The sequence below is a fragment of the Microbacterium sp. NPDC055502 genome (assembly GCF_053643635.1).
Genome location: NZ_JBSHKJ010000002.1, coordinates 726023 through 749477, shown reverse-complemented (window position 1 = coordinate 749477; position 23455 = coordinate 726023). Strand labels below are relative to the sequence as shown.

Annotated in this window: 22 protein-coding genes, 1 tRNA gene and 1 other RNA gene; 13 read left to right on the top strand and 11 right to left on the bottom strand. The window is 70.5% G+C overall.

Features of this window, described 5'->3' with window-relative positions; genetic code table 11:
• Position 1: 1 nt before the first annotated feature.
• Positions 2 to 2005: a DUF262 domain-containing protein gene (locus ACWH95_RS14625; protein ID WP_247638999.1), complete on the bottom strand. Its 2004-nt coding sequence runs from the start codon at positions 2003 to 2005 to the stop codon at positions 2 to 4.
• Positions 2006 to 2182: 177 nt separating this feature from the next.
• Between ACWH95_RS14625 and ACWH95_RS14620 the strand changes: the two genes are divergently transcribed.
• Positions 2183 to 2956 (top strand): hypothetical protein, encoded by a 774-nt coding sequence (locus ACWH95_RS14620; protein ID WP_136030209.1) that lies wholly within the window; start codon positions 2183 to 2185, stop codon positions 2954 to 2956.
• A gap of 170 nt (positions 2957 to 3126) precedes the next feature.
• Positions 3127 to 3630, top strand: a complete 504-nt coding sequence (locus ACWH95_RS14615; RefSeq protein WP_136030211.1) for a DUF3145 domain-containing protein — start codon at positions 3127 to 3129, stop codon at positions 3628 to 3630.
• Positions 3631 to 3762: 132 nt separating this feature from the next.
• On the opposite strand, the gene yczR is transcribed toward ACWH95_RS14615, so the two are convergent.
• Positions 3763 to 5166: a MocR-like transcription factor YczR gene (gene yczR / locus ACWH95_RS14610; protein ID WP_454120877.1), complete on the bottom strand. Its 1404-nt coding sequence runs from the start codon at positions 5164 to 5166 to the stop codon at positions 3763 to 3765.
• A gap of 95 nt (positions 5167 to 5261) precedes the next feature.
• Between yczR and yczE the strand changes: the two genes are divergently transcribed.
• Positions 5262 to 5924: a membrane protein YczE gene (gene yczE / locus ACWH95_RS14605; protein ID WP_454120876.1), complete on the top strand. Its 663-nt coding sequence runs from the start codon at positions 5262 to 5264 to the stop codon at positions 5922 to 5924.
• Between the two features lie 69 nt (positions 5925 to 5993).
• On the opposite strand, the gene ACWH95_RS14600 is transcribed toward yczE, so the two are convergent.
• From ACWH95_RS14600 to aceE, 6 genes are all read right to left on the bottom strand, one after another.
• Complete coding sequence (locus ACWH95_RS14600) at positions 5994 to 7232, bottom strand: beta-ketoacyl-[acyl-carrier-protein] synthase family protein (protein WP_454120875.1); 1239 nt, start codon at positions 7230 to 7232, stop codon at positions 5994 to 5996.
• A 92-nt stretch (positions 7233 to 7324) separates the two neighbouring features.
• Positions 7325 to 7573, bottom strand: coding sequence for an acyl carrier protein (locus ACWH95_RS14595; RefSeq protein WP_136030219.1), 249 nt, complete (start codon positions 7571 to 7573; stop codon positions 7325 to 7327).
• Between the two features lie 69 nt (positions 7574 to 7642).
• Complete coding sequence (locus ACWH95_RS14590) at positions 7643 to 8644, bottom strand: beta-ketoacyl-ACP synthase III (RefSeq protein WP_454120874.1); 1002 nt, start codon at positions 8642 to 8644, stop codon at positions 7643 to 7645.
• Positions 8641 to 9561, bottom strand: a complete 921-nt coding sequence (locus ACWH95_RS14585) for an ACP S-malonyltransferase (RefSeq protein WP_454120873.1) — start codon at positions 9559 to 9561, stop codon at positions 8641 to 8643. Before ACWH95_RS14585 ends, ACWH95_RS14590 begins: the two co-directional genes overlap by 4 nt.
• Positions 9562 to 9655: 94 nt before the next feature.
• Positions 9656 to 10852, bottom strand: coding sequence for a PucR family transcriptional regulator (locus ACWH95_RS14580; RefSeq protein ID WP_136030264.1), 1197 nt, complete (start codon positions 10850 to 10852; stop codon positions 9656 to 9658).
• A gap of 31 nt (positions 10853 to 10883) precedes the next feature.
• Complete coding sequence (gene aceE / locus ACWH95_RS14575; RefSeq protein WP_454120872.1) at positions 10884 to 13610, bottom strand: pyruvate dehydrogenase (acetyl-transferring), homodimeric type; 2727 nt, start codon at positions 13608 to 13610, stop codon at positions 10884 to 10886.
• 153 nt (positions 13611 to 13763) lie between these two features.
• On the opposite strand from aceE, the gene ACWH95_RS14570 reads away from it, so the two are divergent.
• The 3 genes from ACWH95_RS14570 to ACWH95_RS14560 all read left to right on the top strand — a co-directional run bounded on the left by ACWH95_RS14570 (position 13764) and on the right by ACWH95_RS14560 (position 15769).
• A tRNA-Val gene (locus ACWH95_RS14570) sits at positions 13764 to 13836 on the top strand.
• Positions 13837 to 13864: 28 nt separating this feature from the next.
• Positions 13865 to 14752 carry a TIGR01777 family oxidoreductase gene (locus ACWH95_RS14565; RefSeq protein WP_136036163.1) on the top strand — a complete coding sequence of 296 codons (888 nt, stop codon included), beginning with the start codon at positions 13865 to 13867 and terminating at the stop codon, positions 14750 to 14752.
• 63 nt (positions 14753 to 14815) lie between these two features.
• Entirely contained in the window at positions 14816 to 15769 is a 954-nt protein-coding gene (locus tag ACWH95_RS14560) for an L-lactate dehydrogenase (RefSeq protein WP_136036162.1), read from the top strand.
• Positions 15770 to 15801: 32 nt separating this feature from the next.
• On the opposite strand, the gene ACWH95_RS14555 is transcribed toward ACWH95_RS14560, so the two are convergent.
• Positions 15802 to 16566, bottom strand: a complete 765-nt coding sequence (locus ACWH95_RS14555) for an SDR family oxidoreductase (protein WP_454120871.1) — start codon at positions 16564 to 16566, stop codon at positions 15802 to 15804.
• A gap of 100 nt (positions 16567 to 16666) precedes the next feature.
• On the opposite strand from ACWH95_RS14555, the gene ACWH95_RS14550 reads away from it, so the two are divergent.
• Positions 16667 to 17503 carry a helix-turn-helix transcriptional regulator gene (locus ACWH95_RS14550; protein ID WP_447652994.1) on the top strand — a complete coding sequence of 279 codons (837 nt, stop codon included), beginning with the start codon at positions 16667 to 16669 and terminating at the stop codon, positions 17501 to 17503.
• A gap of 12 nt (positions 17504 to 17515) precedes the next feature.
• Here ACWH95_RS14550 and ACWH95_RS14545 read toward each other — a convergent pair whose 3' ends face one another.
• Positions 17516 to 18355: an aldo/keto reductase gene (locus tag ACWH95_RS14545; protein ID WP_454120870.1), complete on the bottom strand. Its 840-nt coding sequence runs from the start codon at positions 18353 to 18355 to the stop codon at positions 17516 to 17518.
• Positions 18356 to 18426: 71 nt separating this feature from the next.
• Here ACWH95_RS14545 and ACWH95_RS14540 point away from each other — a divergent pair, with 71 nt between their 5' ends.
• From ACWH95_RS14540 to rnpB, 6 genes are all read left to right on the top strand, one after another.
• Positions 18427 to 18951: a PadR family transcriptional regulator gene (locus ACWH95_RS14540; protein ID WP_247638842.1), complete on the top strand. Its 525-nt coding sequence runs from the start codon at positions 18427 to 18429 to the stop codon at positions 18949 to 18951.
• Positions 18952 to 18976: 25 nt separating this feature from the next.
• Complete coding sequence (locus ACWH95_RS14535) at positions 18977 to 19354, top strand: hypothetical protein (protein ID WP_454120869.1); 378 nt, start codon at positions 18977 to 18979, stop codon at positions 19352 to 19354.
• A complete protein-coding gene (locus ACWH95_RS14530; protein WP_136030242.1) occupies positions 19354 to 19734 on the top strand; it encodes a YchJ family protein in 381 nt (126 codons plus the stop codon). The genes ACWH95_RS14535 and ACWH95_RS14530 overlap by 1 nt, the downstream gene beginning before the upstream one ends.
• Before the next feature lie 36 nt (positions 19735 to 19770).
• Entirely contained in the window at positions 19771 to 20505 is a 735-nt protein-coding gene (locus ACWH95_RS14525) for a zinc ribbon domain-containing protein (protein ID WP_378822832.1), read from the top strand.
• A 22-nt stretch (positions 20506 to 20527) separates the two neighbouring features.
• Complete coding sequence (locus tag ACWH95_RS14520) at positions 20528 to 22228, top strand: bifunctional 3'-5' exonuclease/DNA polymerase (protein ID WP_454120868.1); 1701 nt, start codon at positions 20528 to 20530, stop codon at positions 22226 to 22228.
• 23 nt (positions 22229 to 22251) lie between these two features.
• Positions 22252 to 22618, top strand: an RNA gene (rnpB, locus tag ACWH95_RS14515) — RNase P RNA component class A.
• A 56-nt stretch (positions 22619 to 22674) separates the two neighbouring features.
• Here rnpB and ppgK read toward each other — a convergent pair.
• Entirely contained in the window at positions 22675 to 23421 is a 747-nt protein-coding gene (gene ppgK / locus ACWH95_RS14510; RefSeq protein ID WP_136036155.1) for a polyphosphate--glucose phosphotransferase, read from the bottom strand.
• Between the last annotated feature and the right edge of the window lie 34 nt (positions 23422 to 23455).

The window sequence follows — 23455 nt, the reverse complement described above, 5'->3', positions numbered from 1 at the left end:
GTCACATCACGTTCCCGATGTAGGAGTACTTGACGAAGACCTCGGAGGCGAGCCCGGACTCCTCCAGCACGCCCTGCACCGCGGTCATCATGTAGTTCGAGTCCCACCCCATGTACAGCGAGTGCTCGTCGTCGAGCCGGTCCCACTGGCCCTTCCACGCCTGGGCGTCGTAGATGGGGCCGCCGTGCGCGGCGCAGTACGCGACGGCCGCCTCACGGGTGTCGGTCCACGCACGCCGGAACACGCGGTTGAAGAGGTGCTTGACGTCGTAGACCTCCCAGCGCTCTCCGCGGTACTCGACGTAGTCGAACTCGCGCTCCCAGCCGGCCGGCCAGCCGCGCCGGCGGACGGCGTCGAGGATCGGGGTGAGGCCGTCGTCGTCGATCTCCGGCAGGGCAGGGCGGGCCCAGATCCGCAGCAGCTCGGTCGTCAGCGCGACCGTGCGGGCCGTGATGGCGGCGGTGCCCCAGGCCGCAGCGGCGGTCAGCTCTCGCGTGGCCGGCACGGTGCTGCGCGCGTAGGCCTCGTCGCGCTTGACCGGGAACGATGCTCCGAACACGCGCTCGGTCAGCCCCTGCTCGAGCAGCGTGAGGTTGCCGAGCGTGGGAGCGAGCGCGCGGTGGCTGTTCTGCTCGTCCTCGCTGTACTCGCTCCACGGACGCACGCCGTCGCCCGACCACGCGTCACCGGGGACGGCCGGGACGATGTGCTCGACATCGAAGCCCTCGACCTCGTCGACGCCCTCGAGTCGCCCGAGCACGTAGGCGGGGTAGGGCAGCTCGCTGTACTTCAGGACGGCGCTCACACGCTCGTCCGACGGCGTGATGCGGGCGATCGCGCGGGCAAGCGCCTCCTGACCGTTCGCGCGCGCCCGGCAGAGCCGCGCGATCAGGCGCTCGGTCGGCAGATTCACCAGCACGCGGCGGAGGTACATGGCCTGCAGCCACTCGAGCGTCTGCAGGAACTCGGCTCGGTCGATGCGTCCGCGGACGTGGTCGCTGTAGGCGTTGAGCACCAGCGGATACGACGAGCGTCCGAACGTGTTGACGGCCCGCAGCTGCCGCGCGATCTCGAGGTCGGGCTCCCGCGACGGGTCGAGCAGGATGCCGTAGAGCTCGGCGAAGTGCCGCCAGTTCGCGGCATCGGCCTGGAGGTGCGCGACGTCGACGCGCGGGAACGACTGGCGGAACGCGCTGTACACGCCGTGCTCGCCGTTCGCCGCAACCTCTCGGCCGGTGACCATGACGAGGTAGTGGCGCCAGAACGCGCCGATCGCCTCGCCGGTGTGCTGTTCGATGGGCAGCCAGAAGCGCGACTCGACGTCGAGCTGTTCGGCGTGGCTCAGGCCCATCAGGATGTAGTTGTGGATGAGCTCGTGGTCGCGCAGCGGCTCGCCGGTGGAGTTGAGGCTCTCGAAGATCTGCTGCGCGTTGGCACGGGGACCCAGCGTGATCGACACGTGCTCCAGGCGTTGCAGCCCCCGCCAGATCAGCGGCACCTCGTCGACGTGGATCTGGCTGCGGAAGAACGCGTAGTTGTCGTCGAACCGCGACTCGCGGTCGAGGTCGTCGCGGCGGTCGAGGACGACGGACTCGTACAGCTCGGCCCATGCGTCGTGGGGTCGGAGCTTGGTGCGTCCGGGAGCGTCCGCCAGGACGAGCACGCGGGAGAGCTCGGCGGCGAGGGCCGGATCGGTGTCGCGGACCGCGTGATGCAGGGCGGCGACGAGGAGCATGAGCGTGGTGATCCGCTGCTGTCCGTCGATCAGGATGAGGTCGGCGTCCTCGCCGCTGCCGTCCTGCGCGGAGAGGATCGAGCCGAGGAAGTGACGGTGGGCGTCGTCTTCCGCCGCGACCGCGCGGACGTCGGACAGGAGCCGTTCGCAGCCGCCGATGTCCCACCGGTACTGCCGCTGATACACGGGGACGACGATGGTCGTGCGTCCCGCCGCGAGCCATTCGATCGTGTTGACTGCTGTCGCCTCGACGTTGGTCGCGGTGCTCATGCTGGTGTCTGATCCTCCCGTTGCGACGGGCGCCGAGAACGCGCTCGACGCCCCGCCCAGTCTATTCGGGTTATGCACGGCCGCCCTCCGGGGAGGCGGCGAGCCCCGCTGTTAGGCTTGCCTTATCAGGGCCTGTTAAAACGTGCTGGCCCCCGATGAAAGGAACATGACTCGATCATGGGATACATCAAGTCCGCAGCGCTGGAGGAGAAGGGCTTCGTCGTCCTCGACAGCTACGACCAGGAGGCCGACCCCAAGGAGTGGCTGGACGTCGAGTACAACGACTGGAAGTCCTCGGGCGACACCCGGTTCGCGCCCCTCGCCAGCGCCTTCGGCGACATCGAGTGCAACGGCTTCTGGAACCACAAGCCGCCGCGCACCGACAAGGACGGCGTCTGGATCGACTCCCAGGTCGCGAAGGCGCCGAACCTGACGCGTCGCGCGCAGGAGCCGGGTGCCAACGTCGGTCGGTGCCGCATCATCGAGCTGCAGCCCACCCCGTACGGCGACTGCCTGTACAACCTGCACCAGGACGACAACAACCGCCTGAACCCGGACGGGACCGGCTGGGTCGTCCGCGGCTTCTTCAACCTCACCGACGACAAGGACAGCTACTTCGTCCTGCGCGAGAACCGCACCGACCCGAGCATCGAGTACCGCATCGCACTGCCGGCCGGCGCGCAGCTGATCGTGGACACACAGCGCCTGTGGCATGCCGCCACCCACAACGGGACCGACCCGCGCTACTGCCTGATCACGTCGTGGACCTCGGGCCCCGAGCTCGACGCCTACATCGAGAAGTACCACGGCACCGACGACGTCCCGAACGTCGAGGTCCCGCAGGACGTGCTGGAGTTCGGCTACGCCGAGCAGGCGCGCAAGGACGCGGCGCGCGCCGCGTACTACGCCGCCAAGGGCCAGCAGGTCAAGCAGGCCATGAGCGAGGCGTGATCCTCCGCTGATACGACGAAGGCCCCGGTCGCTCGACCGGGGCCTTGGTCATGGAATCACACGCTTGTGATTTATGCGGAACTCCGCGAGAATGGGCGCACAACCGCATACTCTCGCCACTTCGTGGGTCAGGTCGTAGGGGAAGACGCACCTGATGAAACGGAGAGATCATGGCGACGGCTTACGCACGCGGAGTGGTGTTCATCCACTCGGCGCCTCGCGCGCTCTGCCCGCACCTGGAATGGGCGGTCGGTCGCGCTATCGGGCGTGCGGTGAACTTCGACTGGACGGAGCAGCCGGTCCTCGACGGCGCCCGGCGCGCCGAGTTCTACTGGGACGGCCCCGTCGGCACGGGTGCTGCGCTCGCGACCGCGATCCGCGGCTGGGAGCACCTGCGCTTCGAGGTCACGGAAGACCCGACGCCCCGCAGTGACGGCGGACGCTGGCTGCACACTCCGGATCTCGGCATCCACTACGCGCAGACCGACGCCGCCGGCAACATCGTGATCGGCGAGGACCGCATCCGCTACGCGATGGAGATCGCCGCAGGGAACGCCGTCGAGCTGCAGCGCGAGCTGGACATCGCGCTCGGCTCCGCCTGGGACGAGGAGCTCGAACCGTTCCGCCACGCCAGTGACGATGCGCGCGTCGTCTGGCTCCACAAGGTCGGTTGACCGGCCCGCAGACCGGGGGCGCGGGAGGCGTGAGTATCGGATTCCGGTGAGTGATCCCGGACGCTGAGAAGACGTATCCTCGCCCCGCTCGACGAAGACCCCGCCACGGATGCCGCGGCGGGGTCTTCGTCGTCAGATGACAGCCGCGTGGCGCATCTCCGCCGCGGGCTGTCGGCTGCCTCCCACCAGGTCGCCCCACGCCAGGGCGAGACGGGCCATCGCCTCCGCCGTGCGCTCCGGCGGAAGGGTGATCGGGATGCGGAGCCGCCGCTCCAGCACCCCGCCGGTCGTGAAGCGCGGCCCCGGGGGCAGGATCAGGCCCTGCTCGCGGGCGGCGAGCGACAACGCCGTCGAGACCGGCGCGCCCAGATCGATCCAGGCCGACAGGCCGCCCGGGGTGCGCGGCATCCGCACGCCGGGCAGGTGCGCGAGGCCCTCGGCGACGGCAGCGCGTCCCGCCGTGAGCCGGCTGCGCACGTGCGCGCCGAGTGCAGGCATGTCGCGCAGCAGCTCGACCGCGATGCACTGCTCGAGCAGCGCGGTGCCCAGCTCGAACGAGGGGCGGACGGCGAGCAGGCGCGCGATCACGGAACGCTCGGCCCGGATCCACCCGATGCGCATCCCGCCCCACGCGATCTTCGACATCGAGCCGACGGTGATGACGTGCGGTCCCTCCGCGGCGAGGGGGACAGGAGCCCAGCCGCGGTCGATGTCGAGCTCGGCTGTGGTCTCGTCGACGATCAGATGGGTTCCCACGTGGCGTGCGGTGGCGGCGATGCGGGAGCGCTCCTCCTGCGGAAGGGTGGCACCGGTCGGGTTGTGGAAGTCGGAGATGAGATAGGCGACGTGAGGCCTCGCGCTCAACAGCGTGTCCGTGACGTGGCGGGTGTCCCAGCCGTCCGTATCGACCGGCGTGGGCACCAGGCGGTAGCCGTGCCGATGGAGGGCTTCGAGCGCGTGGGGGAAGGTGGGCTGTTCCACGAGTGCGCGTTCGCCCCGACGCCCGATCGCGGTGAGGATCAGGTTCACGGCGTTGAGCGCTCCGGACGTCACGATGATCTCGTCCGCGGTGGTGTCGGCCCCGCGTTCCGTGAAGCGCTGCGCGAGCGCCTCGCGCAGCTCCGGAAGCCCCTGCAGCGAGTAGCCGCTCGTGCCGCGCAGCGCCGCGAGTCGCGGGAGTGAGCGCACGGTCGCGTCGTACAGCCCGGGGGTGGAGTCCATCGAGGCGATGGAGAGGTCGATCGCGTCGCCGTCGCCGTCCTGTCCCGGCAGCGCGGGGCCGTGGGGGAGTGCGACCCGGGTGCTGCCGCCGTGGTGGCGCGTGACGTAGCCGTCCGCCTCCAGCAGGCCGTACACGCGCGTGATGGTCGAGCGGGAGCGGCGCAGCTCGACCGCGAGAGCACGCTCGCTGGGCAGTCGTTCCCCCACCGTGAGCCGACCGTCGAGGATGAGCGCGGTGATCTGGCGGGCCAGGGCGGTGGCCGAGGCGCCGGCGACGCTGCGCGCTCCGAGCTGTTCCACGAGTCGTGAGGACATGACTCCAGCTTGCCGCAAAGTGGACTGCTATACGCAGGCCACTTTTGTCGCAGTGGTCTCGGCGACCGCGGCTCCCGTCGTTCCACGATGGAGAGATGCTCCTGCGCTCCATCCTCCTGCCCGTCCGCGCCACGAGCCCCCGCGACCTCGCGGAGCGCCTGGTCCAGCTCGTCATCGGACTGATGCTCTACGGCATCGCGCTGGCGTTCATGGTCCGCGGGGGCATCGGTGTGGCGCCGTGGGACGTGCTCGCGCTCGGTGTCGCGGGCCGGAGCGGTCTCGGCTACGGTGCCATCACCGTGCTGGTGTCGATCGTGGTCTTGCTGCTGTGGATCCCCCTGCGCCAGCGCGTCGGTCTCGGCACCCTGCTCAACGCCCTCCTGATCGGCCCCAGCGCCGATCTCGCACTGCTGGCACTGCCCTCCCCGCCGAACGTGTGGATCGGCGCGCCCATGTTCGTGTTCGGACTCGTGCTGCTGGCGTTCGCCACCGGGCTCTACATCGCCGCCGACTTCGGTCCCGGCCCGCGGGACGGACTGATGACGGGTCTCGTCCGGACCACCGGATGGCCGGTCTGGCTCGCCAGGACCGTGATCGAGGGTTCGGTGCTCCTCATCGGATTCCTGCTGGGCGGCCCGGTGGGTGTGGGGACCGTGCTCTTCGCGTTCGGCGTCGGTCCGCTCATCGGCTGGTTCCTTCCCCGCATCGAGCGGCGCCGCAGGGCCCGGTCGCAGCGGCTCGCCGTCTCGAACGGCTGAGCCGGGTCCGTCGAGACAGGACGAGGCCCCCGGGACGTCCCGGGGGCCTCGTCGTGTCGTACGGGGTCGTCAGTCGGCGCTGCCCACCACGAGCACCGCGTTGTGTCCGCCGAAGCCGAAGGAGTTGCTGATCGCGATCTGCGGTCCGTCGCCCAGGGGCATCGGCTCTCCGGACAGGCGGAACGGGACCTCGGGGTCGGGCTCCGTCATGTTGATCGTCGGAGGGGCGACCCGGTCGCGCAGCGCGAGGAGCGAGAAGATCGCCTCCAGCGCGCCGGTGCCGCCGAGCAGGTGCCCGGTCGACGCCTTGGTGGCCGACACCGGGATCTCATCGATCCGGTCGCCGAAGACCTTCTTGAGCGCTGTGTACTCGTTCGGGTCGCCCACCGGCGTCGAGGTGGCGTGGGCATTGATGTGCGTGACCTGGTCGGCCGTGATGCCGGCCTCCTCGAGAGCCTGCGTGACCGCACGGGCCGCGCCGTTGCCCTCCGGGTCGTTGCCCGTGATGTGGTAGGCGTCGGCCGTGACGCCGCCGCCCAGGATGTAGCCGTAGATCTTGGCGCCGCGAGCCTTGGCGTGCTCCTCGGTCTCGAGGATCAGCGCGGCCGCTCCCTCGCCCATCACGAAGCCGTCGCGGTCGATCGCGCCCGGACGCGATGCGTGGGCCGGGTCGTCGTTGCGGCGGGAGAGGGCCTGCGCGGAGGCGAACGCCGCCATCGTGATGGGGTGGATCGCGGACTCGGTGCCGCCGGCGATCACGACGTCGGCGAGACCCTCCTGCAGGTGGTGGAAGGCGTGGATGAGGGACTCGGTGCTCGAGGCACAGGCGCTCACCACGGTCTGCGCGTAGGCGCGGGCCTCGAACTGCAGCGAGAGGTTGCCCGCGGCAGCGTTGGGCATGAGCATCGGGACCGTCAGCGGCATGACGCGGCGCGGTCCCTTCTCGCGCAGCGTGTCCCACGCGTCCAGCAGGGTCCACAGGCCGCCGATGCCGGTCGCGAAGTCGACGCCGAGGCGCTCGGGGGCGACCTCGGGGGAACCGGCGTCGGCCCAGGCCTCGCGTGCCGCGATCAACGCGAACTGCGAAGACGGGTCCAGACGCTTGGCCTCGTGGCGCGGCAGCACCTCTTCGGGGCGGACGATCGCCGAGGCGGCGAACGTGACGGGCAGCTCGTACTGCTGCACCCAGTCGTGCTCGATCGTGCGAGTGCCGGACACCCCGGCGAGGAGGTTGGTCCAGTTCTCGGGAGCCGTCCCGCCGATGGCGGACGTGGCGCCGATGCCGGTGACGACGATGCGCTTGGTCATGAAGGTGGTTCCTTGTCGAACGGGAGTCGTGCGGGAGATGGGCAGAGCGGAGGATGCCACGCCCGCCGCAGCGGGGGTGGCATCCTGCCGTGTTACTCCTGGCCCGCGACGATGAAGTTGACCGCGTCGCCGACGGTCTTGAGGTTCTTGACCTCGTCGTCGGGAATGGTCACGCCGAACTTCTCCTCGGCGTTGACGACGATCGTCATCATCGAGATCGAGTCGATGTCGAGGTCGTCGGTGAACGACTTCTCCAGGGCGACCTCGGAGGCGTTGATGCCGGTCTCGTCGGTGATGAGCTCTGCGAGGCCGGAGAGGACCTCATCGTTGGTGAAAGCCATGGTGGTCTTCCTCTTTCTTACGGGGTGTATTAGGAACCGTGGAACAGTCTAGGGAAGGTCGGCGCGGACTCAGGGGAGGACGACGACCTGTGCGGCGAACACGAGACCGGCGCCGAAGCCGATCTGCAGCGCCAGCCCACCCGAAAGCTCGGGGTGCTCCGCCAGGAGGCGGTGGCTCGCGAGCGGGATGGAGGCGGCCGAGGTGTTGCCCGTCGTCTCGATGTCGCGGGCGATCGCCGTGGTCTCCGGCAGACCGAGCTGCTTGGCGAACTCGTCGATGATGCGCATGTTCGCCTGGTGAGGGATGAACGCGGCGAGGTCCTCCGCGGTCACGCCCGCCTTGTCCAGTGCCTCACGAGCGACCTTCACCATCTCCCACACCGCCCAGCGGAAGACGGTCGGGCCCTGCTGGCGCAGCGTGGGCCACGGCACCTCGCCGTCGCGGAACTCGGTGAGGGTGGCGTTCATGCCCACGGCGTCGGCCTTGGAGCCGTCCGAACCCCACACGGCGGGGGAGATGCCCGGCGTCTCGCTGGGGCCGATCAGTGCAGCGCCGGCACCGTCGCCGAGCAGGAACGAGATGCTGCGGTCGGTGGGGTCGACCACGTCGGACAGCTTCTCGGTGCCGATCACGAGAGCGTGGCGTGCCGTACCGGCCTTGATGAGCGCGTCGGCCTGCGCGATCGCGTACGCATACCCCGCACAGGCGGCGTTGATGTCGTAGGCGGCCGCCGGGTTCGCACCGACGCGGTCGGCGACGATCGCCGAGACCGAGGGCGTCTGCTTCGGGTTGCTGATCGTCGCGACGATCACGAGGTCGACCTGGTCGGCGGGGACGCCCGACTTCTCGATGGCCTCGGCGGCCGCGGCGGTGGCCAGGTCGATCGCATCCGTTCCCTTGTCGGCGCGCACGCGAGTCACGATGCCGGTGCGCTGGCGGATCCACTCGTCGCTCGAGTCGATCGGACCGATCAGGTCGTCGTTCGGGACGGCGTTCTCGCCGCGCGCGGCACCGTACGAGTAGATGCGGGTGTACGCGGGGCCGGTGAGCTGGGCGAGCGTGGCGCTCATGCGGCGTCTCCGTTCAGCAGCGCGACGGCTGCGTCGAGGTCTTCGGGGGTCTTGACGGCGACGGTCGGCACACCACGGAGCCCGCGCTTGGCGAGGCCGACGAGGGCGCCGGCGGGGGCGAGCTCGATGACCCCGGTGACGCCCGCCTCGGCGAACGACAACATGCAGAGGTCCCAGCGCACCGGCGACGACACCTGGTCGACGAGATACGAGAGCGCCTGCGCGCCGTCGGAGACCACGGAGCCGTCGCGGTTGGTCCAGAGCGTGATGTCGGGGTCGACGGGGGACACGTCGGCCACCGCGTCGCGGAGCGCGGCGACCGCCGAGCCCATGTACGAGGTGTGGAACGCGCCGGCGACCTGCAGCGGCACCACGCGCGTGCCCTTCACCGGCTCCTCGGCCAGGGCGGCCAGTGCCGGCAGCGGTCCGGCGACGACGATCTGGCCGCCGCCGTTGTAGTTGGCGGGGGACAGGCCGAGCTCTGCCAGGCGGGCGAGCAGCGCCTCTTCGTCGCCGCCCAGCACCGCGCTCATGCCCGTGGGGGTCTGCGCGGCGGCATCGGCCATCGCGCGGCCGCGGATCCCCACGAGACGCATGCCGGTCGTCTCGTCGATCACCCCGCTGCCCACGAGGGCGGCGACCTCGCCGACCGAGTGACCGGCGATGCCGTCCGCACGGCGGCCGGACCGCTGCACGAGGGCGTCTCCGGCGAGGAGCGACGCGGCGACGATCAGCGGCTGCGCGATGCGCGTGTCACGGATGGTGTCGGCGTCGGACTCGGTGCCGTGGGTGCGGAGGTCGACCTCGGCCGCCTCGGAGAAGGAGGCGAGACGCTCCTCGGCGCCGTCGAGGTCGAGCCAGGGGGCGAGGAAACCGGGGGTCTGCGAGCCCTGTCCAGGGCAGACGACGACAATCACCCACCCAGTCTGCCAACGATTGCCGACGAGCGGTGGATGATCCATCACAAGATTGCGAGGATCCCTTGTGTGTGGCGCACAGGGCCCGGCAGCGTCACCGCGGCGGGCGCCGTGCGGACGGGCGGCGACGCACCTGCTCCGCGGCACCGATGGACCCGAGGATGAGGGCCGTCTGCAGGATGAGGGCCTCGCGCGGGCCCGTGGCGTCCCACCCGATCACCTCGCTCACGCGCTTGAGGCGGTAGCGCACGGTGTTCGGATGCACGAACAGCTCGCGCGCGGTCGCCTCCAGCGAGCGGCCGTTGTCGAGGTAGCTCCACAGCGTCGTCACCAGATCGGTCGAATGGGCCTGCAGTGGGCGGAAGATGCGTTCGACCAGCGTCTGCTTCGCGAGGGGGTCGCCCGCCAGAGCGCGCTCGGGCAGCAGGTCGTCGGCTTCCACCGGTCGCGGTGCGCTCCGCCAGGCGCGAGCCACCGCGAAGCCGGCGAGGGCCGCCCTGGCGCTCTGGCTCGCATCGACGAGGGCGGCGACCGCGGGTCCGAGCACGACGAAGCCGGGCCCGAACGACGGCTCGAGCCGGGCGGCGATCTCCTGGAAGCCCAGCTCCTCGTCCTCGCCCTCCTGTCCGGCCACGCGGGCACGGCCGAGCACCAGGACGAGCCGTGAGCCCTGCACGCCGATCAGCACGTCGACCGCGAGCTTCCGCGCCGTCCGACGCACGAGGTCCACATCGAACTGCGGAGGCGTCGTGCCGACCAGCACCGCGACCTCGCCGTGTCCGTGCCAGCCCAGGGCGGCGATGCGGCTCGGCAGCTCCTCGTCGGCCTCTCCCGTGAGGATCGAGTCCACCACGAGTGCTTCGAGGCGCGCATCCCACAGGCCGCGGGCCTCTGCGGCGCGGGCGTACACGTCGGCCGCGGCGAACGCGACGTCGCGCGAGTACAGCAGGATGGCCTCGCGGAGATGCTCACCCTTGCCGGCGACGCGCTCCTCGGTCACCTCCACCGTCACGCGGATCAGCTGGAGCGTCTGCTGCAGGCTCACGCTGCGCAGGAGCTCCCGTGGCGCGGCGGCGAAGATGTCCGCCGCGATCCACGGGGTCGAGGTGGGGTCGTCGTACCACTGGATGAACGAGGTGATGCCCGCCTGCGCCACCAGCCCGACCGCAGAACGGCGGGCCGGTGGCATGTCGGCGTACCACGGGAGCGTGTCCTCCAGCCGCTTGATCGTCACCGAGGCGATGTCACCGGAGATCCGGCGCAGCCAGGTGAGTGTCGCGGCCTTGTCCATGCCGGCGGCAGACGACGGTGTCACCGAAGGCTCAGCTTTCCCCGCCTGCGTTACCGCTGGTGCCGGCGTTCACATCGTGCAGACGGTACTTCTCGATGGCCTGCGCGGCGAGCGAACGGTCGACCGTGCCCTCCTCCGCGAGCGACTGCAGCGTGCGCACCACGATCGACGGACCGTCGATCTTGAAGAAGCGACGAGCAGCGGCACGCGTGTCGGAGAAGCCGAAACCGTCGGCGCCGAGCGTGGCGAAGCGGTTCGGCACCCACGGACGGATCTGGTCCTGGACGGCGTGCATGAAGTCGCTCACCGCCACGACCGGACCCTCGACGCCCTGCAGCTTCTGCGTGAGGTACGCCGTGCGCGGCTCCTGCTCGGGGTGGAGGAAGTTGTGCTCGTCGGCGGAGAGACCGTCGCGGCGCAGCTCCGTCCAGGAGGTGACCGACCACACGTCTGCGATCACGCCCCAGTCGTTCTTGAGCAGCTCCTGCGCCTCCATCGCCCACGGCAGTCCCACGCCCGACGCGAACAGCTGGGCGCGAGGCCCGTCGCCCTCGCCGACCGAGACGCGGTGGATGCCGCGGACGATGCCGTCGACGTCCACGTCCGCCGGCTCGGCGGGCTGCACCATCGGCTCGTTGTACACCGTGAGGTAGTACATGACGTTCGGGTCTTCGTGCTCGCCGCCGTACATGCGCTCCAGACCGGAGCGGACGATGTGCGCGATCTCGTAGCCGTAGGCCGGGTCGTAGGACACGGTGGCCGGGTTGGTCGCGGCCAGCAGGTGCGAGTGGCCGTCGGCGTGCTGGAGGCCCTCACCGGTCAGGGTGGTGCGTCCGGCGGTCGCTCCGATGATGAAGCCGCGTGCCATCTGGTCGCCCGCCGCCCACTGGGCGTCGCCCGTGCGCTGGAAGCCGAACATCGAGTAGAAGATGTAGATCGGGATCAGCGGCTCGCCGTGCGTGGCGTACGACGTGCCGGCCGCGGTGAAGGCCGCGAGGGCGCCCGCCTCGTTGATGCCGACGTGAACGATCTGGCCCTGCGGGCTCTCCTTGTAGGCGAGCAGCAGCTCCCGGTCGACCGACGTGTAGTGCTGACCGTTCGGGTTGTAGATCTTCGCGGTCGGGAAGTAGGCGTCCATGCCGAACGTGCGCGCCTCGTCGGGGATGATCGGCACGATGCGGTGACCGAACTCCTTCGAGCGCAGCAGGTCCTTCAGCAGGCGGACGAAGGCCATGGTGGTGGCGATCTCCTGCGTGCCCGAGCCCTTCTTCGGCAGCGCGTACGCGTTCTCCTCGGGGAGCGAGAGCCCCACGTGGGTCGAGCGGCGCTCCGGCAGGAAGCCGCCCAGCGCGCGACGGCGCTCCAGCATGTACTGGATCGTCTCGTCCTGCGGTCCCGGGTTGTAGTACGGGGGAAGGTACGGGTTCTCCTCGAGCTGCGCGTCCGTGATGGGGATGTGCATCGCGTCGCGGAACGTCTTGAGGTTGTCCAGCGTCATCTTCTTCATCTGGTGGGTCGCGTTGCGGCCCTCGAACTGCGGGCCGAGCCCGTAGCCCTTGACGGTCTTCGCGAGGATGACGGTCGGCTTGCCCTTGTGCTCGGTCGCGGCCTTGAACGCGGCGTAGACCTTGCGGTAGTCGTGGCCGCCGCGCTTGAGGTTCCAGATGTCGTCGTCGGAGTAGTCCTTGACGAGGGCGGCGGTGCGCTCGTCGCGCCCGAAGAAGTGCTCGCGGATGTACGCGCCCGACTCCGCCTTGTAGGTCTGGTAGTCGCCGTCGGGCGTGACGTTCATCAGGTTCAGCAGCGCGCCGTCGGTGTCGCGGGCGAGCAGGTCGTCCCACTCGCGGCCCCAGACGACCTTGATGACGTTCCAGCCGGCACCGCGGAAGAACGACTCCAGCTCCTGCACGATCTTGCCGTTGCCGCGCACCGGGCCGTCGAGACGCTGCAGGTTGCAGTTGACGACGAAGGTCAGGTTGTCGAGGCCCTCGTTCGCCGCGACCTGCAGCTGACCGCGGCTCTCGACCTCGTCCATCTCGCCGTCGCCCAGGAAGGCCCAGACGTGCGACTGCGAGGTGTCCTTGATGCCGCGGTTCTCCAGGTACTTGTTCGACATCGCCTGGTAGATCGCGTTGATCGGGCCGAGTCCCATCGACACGGTGGGGAACTGCCAGTACTCGGGCATCAGCCGCGGGTGCGGGTAGGAGGGGATGCCGTTCGGGGCGTGCGACTTCTCCTGGCGGAAGCCGTCGAGCTGGTCCTCGGTCAGACGACCCTCGAGGAACGAGCGGGCGTAGGTGCCGGGGGAGGCGTGACCCTGGATGAAGATCTGGTCGGCACCGCCGGGGTGGTCTGCACCCTTGAAGAAGTGGTTGAAGCCCACCTCGTACAGGGCGGCGGAGGAGGCGTACGTGGAGATGTGACCGCCGACACCGATGCCGGGACGCTGCGCCCGGTGCACCGTGATGGCCGCGTTCCAGCGGATCCAGGCGCGGTAGCGGCGCTCGATCTCCTCGTCGCCGGGGAACTCCGGCTCGTTCTCCGGAGCGATCGTGTTGATGTAGTCCGTGGTGGGGACCATCGGCACGTTCAGGTGCAGCTCCTTGGAGCGCTTGAGCAGGCTGAGCATGATCTCACGGCCGCGGCCGTGTCCCTTGGCATCCACCAGCTCATCGAGCGACTGCTGCCACTCGCCGGTCTCCTCCGGATCGCTGTCGAGGGGGCCCTGAGAGTACGGATCCTGGTCGTGGACGGTCACGGGGGAACCTTTCGTCAAGCTGGCAGGTCATGCCAAGGAAACGGGAAGCGACACGGGCAGCCTTGTCGGCCGTGCACAACGCGCGCCGACCTCAGCCTATCCCTCTTCCACGACGTGGGTGCGCATGCGCCGCCGGATAGACTGAGCGCACCAGGGCCTTTAGCTCAGCTGGTAGAGCGCCACGTTTACACCGTGGATGTCGTCGGTTCGATCCCGGCAGGGCCCACCGTCTCGAGGAGACCGGGGGAGCGACCATGGCGCGACGCATCGTCATCAGCGGGGCATCCGGCCTGATCGGCTCCGCCCTCGCGGCCTCGCTGCGAGGCGACGGGATCGAGGTCGACACGCTCGTGCGTCACCCGCCCCGGGAGGACGGCGAGCATCAGTGGATGCCCGGTGTGAGCTCCCTCAACCCCGACGTGCTCGCGGGTGCGGAGGCGGTCGTGGCCCTGGGCGGTGCCAGCGTCGGCCGGCTCCCGTGGACGCTGCGGTACCGCCGGGAGCTGGTGGAGTCCCGGCTCGATGCGACGCACACCCTCACGACGGCGCTGCGCTCGCTCGGCTCCGACGCTCCGGCGCTGGTCTCCGCGTCGGCCGTGGGCTACTACGGCTCCGCGCCGGGGGAGACCCTCACGGAGGACTCGCGGCCGGGCGACACGTTCCTCGCCGACCTTTGCGTGCGATGGGAGGCCGAGGCCAGACGGGTGGAGGACCTCACCCGGGTCGCGCTGCTGCGCACGGCCCCCGTGATCCATCGCCGCGGCGTCCTGCGGCCGCTGGTGCTGCTCACCCGGCTCGGGGTCGCGGGACCGCTGGGCCCTGGCACGCAGACGTGGCCGTGGATCTCGCTCGAGGACGAGGTGCGGGCGATCCGGCACACGCTCGACGCGAAGCTCACCGGTCCGGTGAACCTCGCGGGTCCGACGCCCGCCACCATGAATGACATCGGACGCGCCCTCGCCGCGCGGATGCATCGCCCGTACTGGCTTCGCGCTCCCCGGTGGGCGCTGCGCCTGGCGCTCGGGGACGCGGCCGACTCGCTCCTGCTGCCGGATGCCGATGTGCGCCCGGAGGTGCTCGAGCGCTCGGGGTTCCGGTTCACCCACCGGACCGCGGCGGATGCGGTGGCCGCGGCGGTCTGACCTGCGCGCTTTCGCACGGCTCGCCCCCTCCCGGAGCGACGAGCCCGCTGTCAGTATGGGCGCATGGAGATCATCGAGAACTCGAAGCTCACGGTCGTGGGTGCGGGGAGCGTCGGCTCCAGCGTCGCGTACGCCGCACTGATCCGCGGCTCCGCCCGTCACGTCGCGCTCTATGACATCGCCACCGAGAAGGTCGAGGCCGAGGTGCTCGACCTCGCCCACGGGACCCAGTTCACCGGGTCGAGTGCGATCGTCGGGGGCAGCGACATCTCGGTCGCGGCCGGCTCGCACGTGGTGGTCATCACCGCCGGGGCCAAGCAGAACCCGGGGCAGACCCGCACCGAGCTGGCCGGGGTGAACGCGGGCATCATCCGGCGCATGATGCCCGACCTGCTCGCCGTCGCACCGAACGCGGTGTACGTCATCGTCACGAACCCGTGCGACGTGCTCACCGTGATCGCTCAGCAGGAGACGGGGCTGCCGCCGGAGCGGATCTTCGCCTCCGGCACGGTGCTCGATACGTCGCGTCTGCGATGGAAGCTCGCCGAGCGGGCGGGAGTGTCGACTGCGAGCGTGCACGCGCACATCATCGGCGAGCACGGGGACACGGAGTTCCCCCTGTGGTCCCGCGCCACGATCGGCACGGTGCCGATCCTGGAGTGGGAGACGCCAGGACACCCGCGGTTCACGCTGGAGGAGCTGGACGAGATCGCGGTGGAGGTGCGCGACGCCGCGTACAAGGTGATCCGCGGCAAGGGGGCGACCAACTACGCGATCGGGCTGTCGAGCGCGCGGATCGTGGAGGCCATCCTCCGCGACGAGCACGCCGTGATGCCGGTGAGCACGGTGCTGCGCGACTTCCACGGCCTGGACGGCGTCGCCCTGTCGGTACCGTCGATCGTGAGCGCCGCCGGGGCCGAGCCGATCCGCGCCACCTCCTTCTCGGAGCGCGAGCTGGAGCAGCTGCGGCAGTCGGCCGATGCTCTCACCGCGGTCGCGGGGTCCCTGCAGGCGTGAACTGGGGGCGGTGCGCGGGCACCGCCCCGGCCTCAGCGGGCGTGACGATCGGTGCTGTTGAGCGCGGCGACGACGCGGGCGTAGTCCCCCCTCGCCTCGGCGTGGCGCAGGAACTTGACGCGCTCGACCTGCACCTCGGGCGCCTCCGGGTCGGTCTCGATGAGCGCCATGACCTCGTCGGCGAACTCGTCGAGAGGCATCGCCGACTCGTCCTGCTCCTGCCCGGGCATGAGAGCGGTGCGAACCGCCGGCGGCTCCAGCTCGACGACGGAGATGCTCGTGTCGGCGAACTGCAGGCGGAGGGATTCGCTGAGCATGTGGATCGCGGCCTTGCTGGCGTTGTAGGTCGGCGTCGCCTTGAGCGGGATGAACGCGAGCCCGGACGTCACGGTCATGATCGTCGCGGCGGGCTGCGCGCGGAGGTGCTCGACGAATGCGGCGATCAGACGGATCGGCCCGAGGACGTTGGTGGTCACGATCTCCTCGGCGGTCGCGAGGAAGCCGTCGGGTGAGCGCCAGTCCTCGGCGCGCATGATGCCCGCCATGGTGACGAGCACGTTCAGCGCCGGATGCTCGGCGAGGACGGTGCGGGCGGCTGCCTGGATGCTGTCGGCGTCCGCGGTGTCGATCTGCACGGTGTGGATGCCGGGGTGCGCGTCGGCGATCGCGGTGAGCCGGTCGGCGCGGCGCCCGCCGACGATCACGGTGTTCCCGCGTTCGTGGAGTCGGAGGGCCAGCGCGAGGCCGATGCCGCTGGTCGCGCCGGGGATGAAGATGGTGTTTCCGGTGATGTCCATGGTTCCAGCGTCGACGGCTGCGGCTGGACGCTCCAGAGAAGGATCGTCCAGGGACCGCCGATCCCTGGTTCGGGTGCCGCGGCAGGGGGATACTTCAGGAATGGATCGTGATGCGCTGGCCGACTTCCTGCTGCGCCGCCGGGAGGCGTTGACGCCCGCCGACGTGGGGCTGCCCGCGGGAGCGCGCCGCCGAACCGCCGGTCTGCGGCGCGAGGAGGTGGCCCAGCTGGCCACGATGTCGACGGACTACTACGCACGCCTGGAGCAGCGGAGGGGACCACAGCCGAGCGTGCAGATCCTCGGCTCGCTCGCCAGGGCGCTGCGGCTGACCGAGGACGAGCGCGACTACCTGTTCCGGTTGAGCGGCCACAGCGCCCCGGATCGCGTCACGGCGACCGACTACGTGCGGCCGGGGATCCTCCGGGTGCTGGACCGGCTGCACGACACGCCGGCGTTCGTGGTGTCGGTGCTCGACGAGGTGCTCGTGCAGAACGACGCCTCCCGGGCGCTGATCGGCGATGCGGGAAGCCTGACCGGGATGGATCGCAGCGGGATCTACCGCTGGTTCGCCTCCCCGGAGACGGAGCGCCTCCGCTATCGGGAGGTCGATCACGCGCGGCAGTCGCGGTCTCTCGTGGCGACGCTCAGGGCCGCGCACGCGGTCCCCGGTGCGCGCTCCCGCGCCTGCGAGATGGTCACGGCCCTCTCGGCCATGAGCGACGAGTTCGTGCGGTTGTGGGAGGCGCACGAGGTGAGCCGTCGCTTCGAGCAGCACAAGGTGATGGTGCACCCGGAACTCGGCGAGATTGAGGTCGACTGCCAGGCGCTGTTCACGGAAGACGAGTCGCAGGCGCTGATCGTGCTGACCGCGCCGCGGGGGAGCGAGGCGGCCGGCAAGCTGGAGTTCCTGCGGGTGCTGGGGACGCAGACCGTCTGAGCGCTCCCGCGGTCAGGACTCCTCGTGGACGGCGGGGTCCGCGTCGAAGAGCCGTCCGTCCGGGCGACCGAGTGCGGTGATCGCGGCCACCTCGGCGTCGTCGAGCACGATCTCCGCCGCGGCGAGGTTGTCGAGCTGGTGAGCGAGCGACGAGGCCTTGGGGATCGCCACGGTCCCCCGGGCGACGTGCCAGGCCAGCACCGCCTGCGCCGGTGCGATGTCGTGTGCGGCGGCGACCTCCCTGATTACGGGCTCGTCGAGCAGCGCCTTCGCCCGGCCGATCGGACTCCACGCCTCGGTGATGATCCCCTGGGCGCAGTGGTGGGCTAGCTGCTCCTCCTGGGGGAAGTACGGGTGCACCTCGATCTGGTTGACCACGGGGCGGACGCCGGTCTCCCTCTCGATGCGCTCCAGGTGCTCCGGCAGGAAGTTCGACACGCCGATCTGCCGCACGACGCCGCGGGACTGGGCCTCGACGAGCGTCGTCCATGCGGGGACGTACTCGTCCTGGTGCGGGTTCGGCCAGTGGATCAGATGGAGATCGGTCGCATCGAGCCCGAGCCGGGAGCGGCTCTCCTCGATGCTGATCCGCGCCCGGTCCGCGGGGTGGTGTCGGCCGGGCAGCTTGGTGGTGACGATGATCTCGGCGCGGTCGACGTCGGCGGCGGCGACACCGCGCCCGACGGACCCCTCGTTCTCGTAGTTGAAGGCCGTGTCGATGAGGCGGTAGCCCGCGCCGATGGCCGCGGCGACGGCGTCGGCTCCCGCATCGCCGTCGAGGCGATAGGTGCCCAGCCCGATCGCGGGAAGGGTGAAGCCGTTGTGGGCGGTGACGGTGGGGATGGCGGGCATCGGTGCTCCTTCGGTGGCTTGTGTTCAGCGTAGGCCTTGTCCGCAATATCCCTAAGAGGTATATCTGGAGCATGCAGTTCCTCATCCTCGGGATCCTTCTGGACGCTCCGCTCACGCTCTACGACGTGCACAAGCGGTTCCGCGCCGGGATCTCGCTCTTCTACGCCGCGAGCTTCGGAAGCATCCAGCGCGCCCTCCGTCAGCTCGAGTCGCAGGGCTGGGCACGCGTGGACGAGGCGGCCGCGAACGGTCGGGGAAGGAAGCTGTACCGCGTGACGGCGGAGGGGCGTCGGTCCTGGCACACGTGGATGACGTCGCCGCTCACCGGATCCGACCCCGAGCCCGTGATGCTCGCGCGGATCCACCTCCTGGGACACCTCCCGCCCGCGGAGCGTCCGCTGTGCGTCGAGGTCATCCGCACACGGATCGCGGAGGACCAGTCCCGGCTCGCCGCCCTGGCGGAGGAGCTCGATGCGACCGACGTGCCTGAGGCCGTGCGCGAGCTGTACCGCTTCCGTCGCGCGACCCTCGACTACGGTCTCCGCTCGCACGGGCTCGCGCTCTCCTGGCTCGACGATCTCGACCTGTCCGCATGACTCCCGACACCCTGGAGGTCTCCGCATGCTCGCCGTCGCTCTGACGGGCGCCCTCGTCCTTCTCGCGGCTCTGACGCTGTTCCAGGTCGCCCTCATCTTCGGCGCGCCGCTCGGCCGCTTCGCCTGGGGCGGTGCGCACCGCGTTCTGCCCGTGCGGCTCCGCGTCGGCAGCATCGTCTCGGTCGTCCCCTACGCCGGGTTCGCCGCACTGCTGCTGAGCCGTGCGGGAGTCATCGCCGGGGGTGAGCTGCCCGTCGTCGTCGTGTCGTGCTGGGTGCTGTTCGCGTACTTCGTGATCGGGATCCTGCTCAACGCGATCTCGCGGAGTCCCGCGGAACGGTGGACCATGACCCCGGTGTGCGTGATGCTGGCAGGCATGACCCTGATCGTCGCGCTCTCGTGATGTCGTCCGCACGCTGCCCCTGCGGCTCCGGCAACCCGTTCGACGAGTGCTGCGCGCCCCTTCTCGGAGGTGCGTCCGCTCCGACCGCTGAACGACTCATGCGCTCCCGCTACACCGCTTTCTCCCGGGCGGACGCCGCGTACCTGCTGCGCACCTGGCATCCGAGCACGCGGCCCCGCGACGTCGAGTTCGACCGGGGTCTGGAATGGCGTCGGCTGCTGATCGTCGACCGCGTGGCCGGGGGACCGTTCGACCGCTACGGCGTCGTGGAGTTCGAGGCGTTCTGGCGGCACGGCGCCGAGCGCGGCTCCCTGCGCGAGCGCAGCCGATTCGTCCGCGAGGGCCGGACGTGGCTCTACGTCGACGGCGTCATCGGCTGAGGCCCGGACGACGGCCGACCGACTAGATTTGAGAGCGTGAACGCCACCCCGGAGAACCAGCGCACCCTGCTCGACATCGCGGACCTCGACCGGCGCATCGCGCAGGCCGAGCGCGCCCGCACCCAGCCGAGTCAGGCGGCGCGGATCACCGAGCTCGTCGCCGTCCGCCAGGAGCAGCTCCGCGAGCTCACGGTTCTCACCGGCGCGCGGGACGATGCGCGGGCCGAGCTCGCGCGGCTGGAGTCCGACGTGTCCCTGGCCGAACAGCGTCGTGACCGCGACACCGCGCGTCTGGCGGCGGCGACCAACGCGAAGGAGGCGCAGGCGCTCGAGCACGAGCTCGCCAGCCTGGCCAAGCGCCTGAGCGACCTGGAAGACGCGGAGCTCGACGTGATGGGGCGCGTGGAAGAGGCCGATGCCGCCGTCGCCGCTCAGCAGGCGCTGCTCGACACGACCACGACCGAGGGCACGGCCCTGACCGCGCAGGCGAAGGCCGACGTGGTGGCGGCCACCGAGCTCGGCGCTCAGCTGACGCGTGACCGGGAGGCCGTCGCCGGCTCGATCCCCGCCCCGCTGCTGGCGGAGTACGACCGCCGCGCGCAGAACAGCGCGGGGGCGGCGCTCCTCACCCGCGGCACCTGCGAGGGCTGCCGCATGATGCTCCCTGGCACCGACCTCAACGAGATCCGCCGTGCCCCGGAGGACGCCGTGGTCTCCTGCCCCGAGTGCGGCTGCATCCTCGTCCGCACCGAGGAGTCGGGGCTCTCGTGAGCGCATCCGTCGTGCACCGCCGATGACGGTGCCGGCGTCGGGCACGGAGCGCCGCATCGCCCTGATCGCGCTCGGGGCGGCCGAGTACGCGGCGGTCGAGCTCGACGAGCACGACCGGGAGAGCGGTCGGACGCTCGTGCCCGCGGGCGAACTCGCGTCCTGGGTCGCCGCGACGGAGGCGGAGGACGGCCCCCGGTGGATCCTGCGCTCGGCCGCCGAGGTGTACGCACTGCTGCTGCGGGAGGGAGTCCGCATCGGCCGCAGTCACGACCTGGTCCTGTGCCATGCGATCCTGCGGGACACCGCGACGGTGCCCGCGCCGCTGCCTCCGTCTGCCGCCTGGGAGCCGCGGCAGCCCGCGGACGCGACGCCCTCCCTGTTCGACGTGTTCGACGAGGAATCGGGGGAGCCGGCGGTCGTCGCGGCCCTGGAGCAGTACCGCGCGCAACGCCGGGTGATCGCCGCCGCGCGGGACGGTCGGCTGACGCTCCTGTGCGCCGCCGAGTCCGCAGGTGGCCTGATCGCCGAGGAGATGCGCGCCGCCGGGTTGCCCTGGAACACCGAGGTGCACGACGCGATCCTCACCGAGGCCCTCGGCGCCCGGCCCGCGGGCGGCGGTCTTCCCCGGCACATGGTGGAGCGTGCGGACGAGGTGCGAGCGCTCCTCGGCGATGCGACTCTCCACCTGGACAGCCAGCCCAAGCTGCTGCGCGCCCTGCATCGCGTCGGAGTGCAGGTCGAGTCCACGAGCAAGTGGGAGCTGTCGACGCAGGACCATCCCGTCGTCGAACCGCTGCTGGCGTACAAGAAGCTGTCCCGGCTGCTGAGCGCGAACGGGTGGACGTGGCTGTCCGAGTGGGTGCACGAGGGGCGGTTCCGTCCGGTCTACATCCCCGGTGGCGTGGTCACGGGGCGCTGGGCCTCGGCCGGCGGGGGAGCGCTGCAGCTGCCGCGGAACCTGCGACCCGCCGTGCGGGCGGACCCCGGATGGACGCTGGTGGTCGCGGATGTCGCGCAGCTGGAGCCGAGGATGCTGGCGGCCATGGCGGCGGACGAAGCGATGGCCGAGGCGGCGCGCGGTGGCGACCTCTACGCGGGTGTCGTGGCGTCGGGCACGGTCGCGACCCGTGAAGAGGCGAAGTACGCGGTGCTCGGGGCCATGTACGGCGCGACGAGCGGCGACAGCGGCCGTCTGGTGCCACGGTTGCGCCGCGTCTACCCGCGCGCCATGGCCCTCGTCGACGAAGCGGCGCGCACGGGCGAGGACGGCGGGATCGTCTCGACGTGGCTGGGCCGGTCGTCGCCGCGGCCGTCGGACGAGTGGATGCGGTTGCAGTCGGATGCGACGGCCGCGGAGGCCGATCCCGCCGTGGTGGCCCTCGCTCGTCGGCGAGCCCGGGACTGGGGACGCTTCACCCGCAACTTCGTGGTGCAGGGCACGGCGGCCGAGTGGTCGCTCATCTGGCTCGCCGAGATCCGGCACCGGCTGCAGCAGCTGCCGCCCGTGTTCGGGGCCGCCGAGGCCTCCGGCCCGTTCGCCCGCGAGCCGCATCTGGCGTTCTTCCTGCACGACGAGATCATCGTGCATACCCCGCGCGAGCACGCCGAGGCCGCCGCGGCGGCGGTGCGGGAGGCAGCGGAGGTCGCGACGACCCGCCTGTTCGGCACGTTCCCGATCGAGGTGCCGCTCGACCTGCGCATCGCGGATTCCGCGGAGAAGTGAGCGCCGTAGACTGGAGGGGCGAATGGGTCGGCTGGACGGTCGCGTGGCGGGTGACCGCACCGAGGAACGTCCGGGCTCCACAGGGCAGGGCGGTGGGTAACACCCACCCGGAGTGATCCGCGAGAAAGTGCCACAGAGAGCAGACCGCCCGTGATCCTCGGATCGCGGGTAAGGGTGAAAGGGTGGTGTAAGAGACCACCGGGGGCCGTGGTGACACGGCCCGCCAGGTAAACCTCGCCCGGAGCAAGGTCAGACAGAGGATGTTGACGCGGCCCGCCGAGTCCTCGGGTAGACCGCTGGAGCGGCACGGCAACGTGTCGCCGAGAGAGATGGCCGTCGAAGGGGCGAAGAACCCCGGAACAGAACCCGGCGTACAGGCCGGCCCATTCGCCCCACGAGGAAAGGCCCCGCAGATGCTCTGCGGGGCCTTCCACGTGTCGCGGGTGTCAGTCGCCGGCGAGTGACGCGGCGCCGATGATGCCCGAGTTGTTGCGGTGGATCGCCGGGACGATCGGGGTCTTGAGGTCGAGCAGCGGGAGGAAGTCGCCCGCGTTCTTCGACACCCCGCCGCCGACCACGAAGAGGTCGGGGCTGAAGATGAACTCGATGTGGGAGTAGAACTCCTGCAGCCGCTCCGCCCACTCGGCCCAGCTGAGCCCTTCGCGCTCGCGGGCGGAGGTGGCCGCCCAAGTCTCCACCGACTCGAAGCCGCGGAAGTTGAGGTGGCCGAGCTCAGTGTTGGGCAGCAGCACGCCGTCGTAGAGGAAGGCCGAGCCGATCCCGGTTCCGAGAGTGGTGAGCAGCGTGAAGCCGATCACGTCGCGCGCGGCACCGTGGCGAGCCTCGGCCACACCCGCCGCGTCGGCGTCGTTCACGAACACGATGTTGCGGCCGAGCCCGTCGCGGAAGAACCGCTCCGCGTCGAAGTCGATCCACTTCTTCGACACGTTGGCGGCGGACAGGGTCTTGCCGCGCTTGACGATCGCCGGGAAGGCCACGCCGAGGGGGAGCGTCGACTCGTGCACGTCGAGGGTCTTGAGCACGGTCTGCACGGCGAGGAGCACGTCCTCCGGCGCCGCACCCTCCGGGGTGGGCACGCGTACCCGATCCGAGGCCATGGTGCCGTGTTCGAGGTCGACGATTCCCGCTTTGATACCCGTGCCGCCGATGTCGACGCCGATCGCTTTTGCCATGGCCGATAGCTTAGCGACCGCTGTGTGCGCCAGT

Excerpts from the sequence above, each read along its gene's own strand:
- ACWH95_RS14600 (WP_454120875.1), bottom strand. The coding sequence starts at position 7,232 with ATGACCAAGCGCATCGTCGTCACCGGCATCGGCGCCACGTCCGCCATC.
- ACWH95_RS14580 (WP_136030264.1), bottom strand. The coding sequence starts at position 10,852 with ATGGACAAGGCCGCGACACTCACCTGGCTGCGCCGGATCTCCGGTGAC.
- ACWH95_RS14615 (WP_136030211.1), top strand. The coding sequence starts at position 3,127 with ATGGCGACGGCTTACGCACGCGGAGTGGTGTTCATCCACTCGGCGCCT.
- ACWH95_RS14560 (WP_136036162.1), top strand. The coding sequence starts at position 14,816 with ATGGAGATCATCGAGAACTCGAAGCTCACGGTCGTGGGTGCGGGGAGC.
- ACWH95_RS14590 (WP_454120874.1), bottom strand. The coding sequence starts at position 8,644 with ATGAGCGCCACGCTCGCCCAGCTCACCGGCCCCGCGTACACCCGCATC.
- ACWH95_RS14595 (WP_136030219.1), bottom strand. The coding sequence starts at position 7,573 with ATGGCTTTCACCAACGATGAGGTCCTCTCCGGCCTCGCAGAGCTCATC.
- ACWH95_RS14620 (WP_136030209.1), top strand. The coding sequence starts at position 2,183 with ATGGGATACATCAAGTCCGCAGCGCTGGAGGAGAAGGGCTTCGTCGTC.
- ACWH95_RS14520 (WP_454120868.1), top strand. The coding sequence starts at position 20,528 with ATGACGGTGCCGGCGTCGGGCACGGAGCGCCGCATCGCCCTGATCGCG.
- ACWH95_RS14565 (WP_136036163.1), top strand. The coding sequence starts at position 13,865 with ATGGCGCGACGCATCGTCATCAGCGGGGCATCCGGCCTGATCGGCTCC.
- ACWH95_RS14625 (WP_247638999.1), bottom strand. The coding sequence starts at position 2,005 with ATGAGCACCGCGACCAACGTCGAGGCGACAGCAGTCAACACGATCGAA.
- yczE (WP_454120876.1), top strand. The coding sequence starts at position 5,262 with ATGCTCCTGCGCTCCATCCTCCTGCCCGTCCGCGCCACGAGCCCCCGC.
- ACWH95_RS14545 (WP_454120870.1), bottom strand. The coding sequence starts at position 18,355 with ATGCCCGCCATCCCCACCGTCACCGCCCACAACGGCTTCACCCTTCCC.
- ACWH95_RS14555 (WP_454120871.1), bottom strand. The coding sequence starts at position 16,566 with ATGGACATCACCGGAAACACCATCTTCATCCCCGGCGCGACCAGCGGC.
- ACWH95_RS14550 (WP_447652994.1), top strand. The coding sequence starts at position 16,667 with ATGGATCGTGATGCGCTGGCCGACTTCCTGCTGCGCCGCCGGGAGGCG.
- ACWH95_RS14530 (WP_136030242.1), top strand. The coding sequence starts at position 19,354 with ATGTCGTCCGCACGCTGCCCCTGCGGCTCCGGCAACCCGTTCGACGAG.
- yczR (WP_454120877.1), bottom strand. The coding sequence starts at position 5,166 with ATGTCCTCACGACTCGTGGAACAGCTCGGAGCGCGCAGCGTCGCCGGC.
- ACWH95_RS14535 (WP_454120869.1), top strand. The coding sequence starts at position 18,977 with ATGCTCGCCGTCGCTCTGACGGGCGCCCTCGTCCTTCTCGCGGCTCTG.
- ACWH95_RS14540 (WP_247638842.1), top strand. The coding sequence starts at position 18,427 with ATGCAGTTCCTCATCCTCGGGATCCTTCTGGACGCTCCGCTCACGCTC.
- ppgK (WP_136036155.1), bottom strand. The coding sequence starts at position 23,421 with ATGGCAAAAGCGATCGGCGTCGACATCGGCGGCACGGGTATCAAAGCG.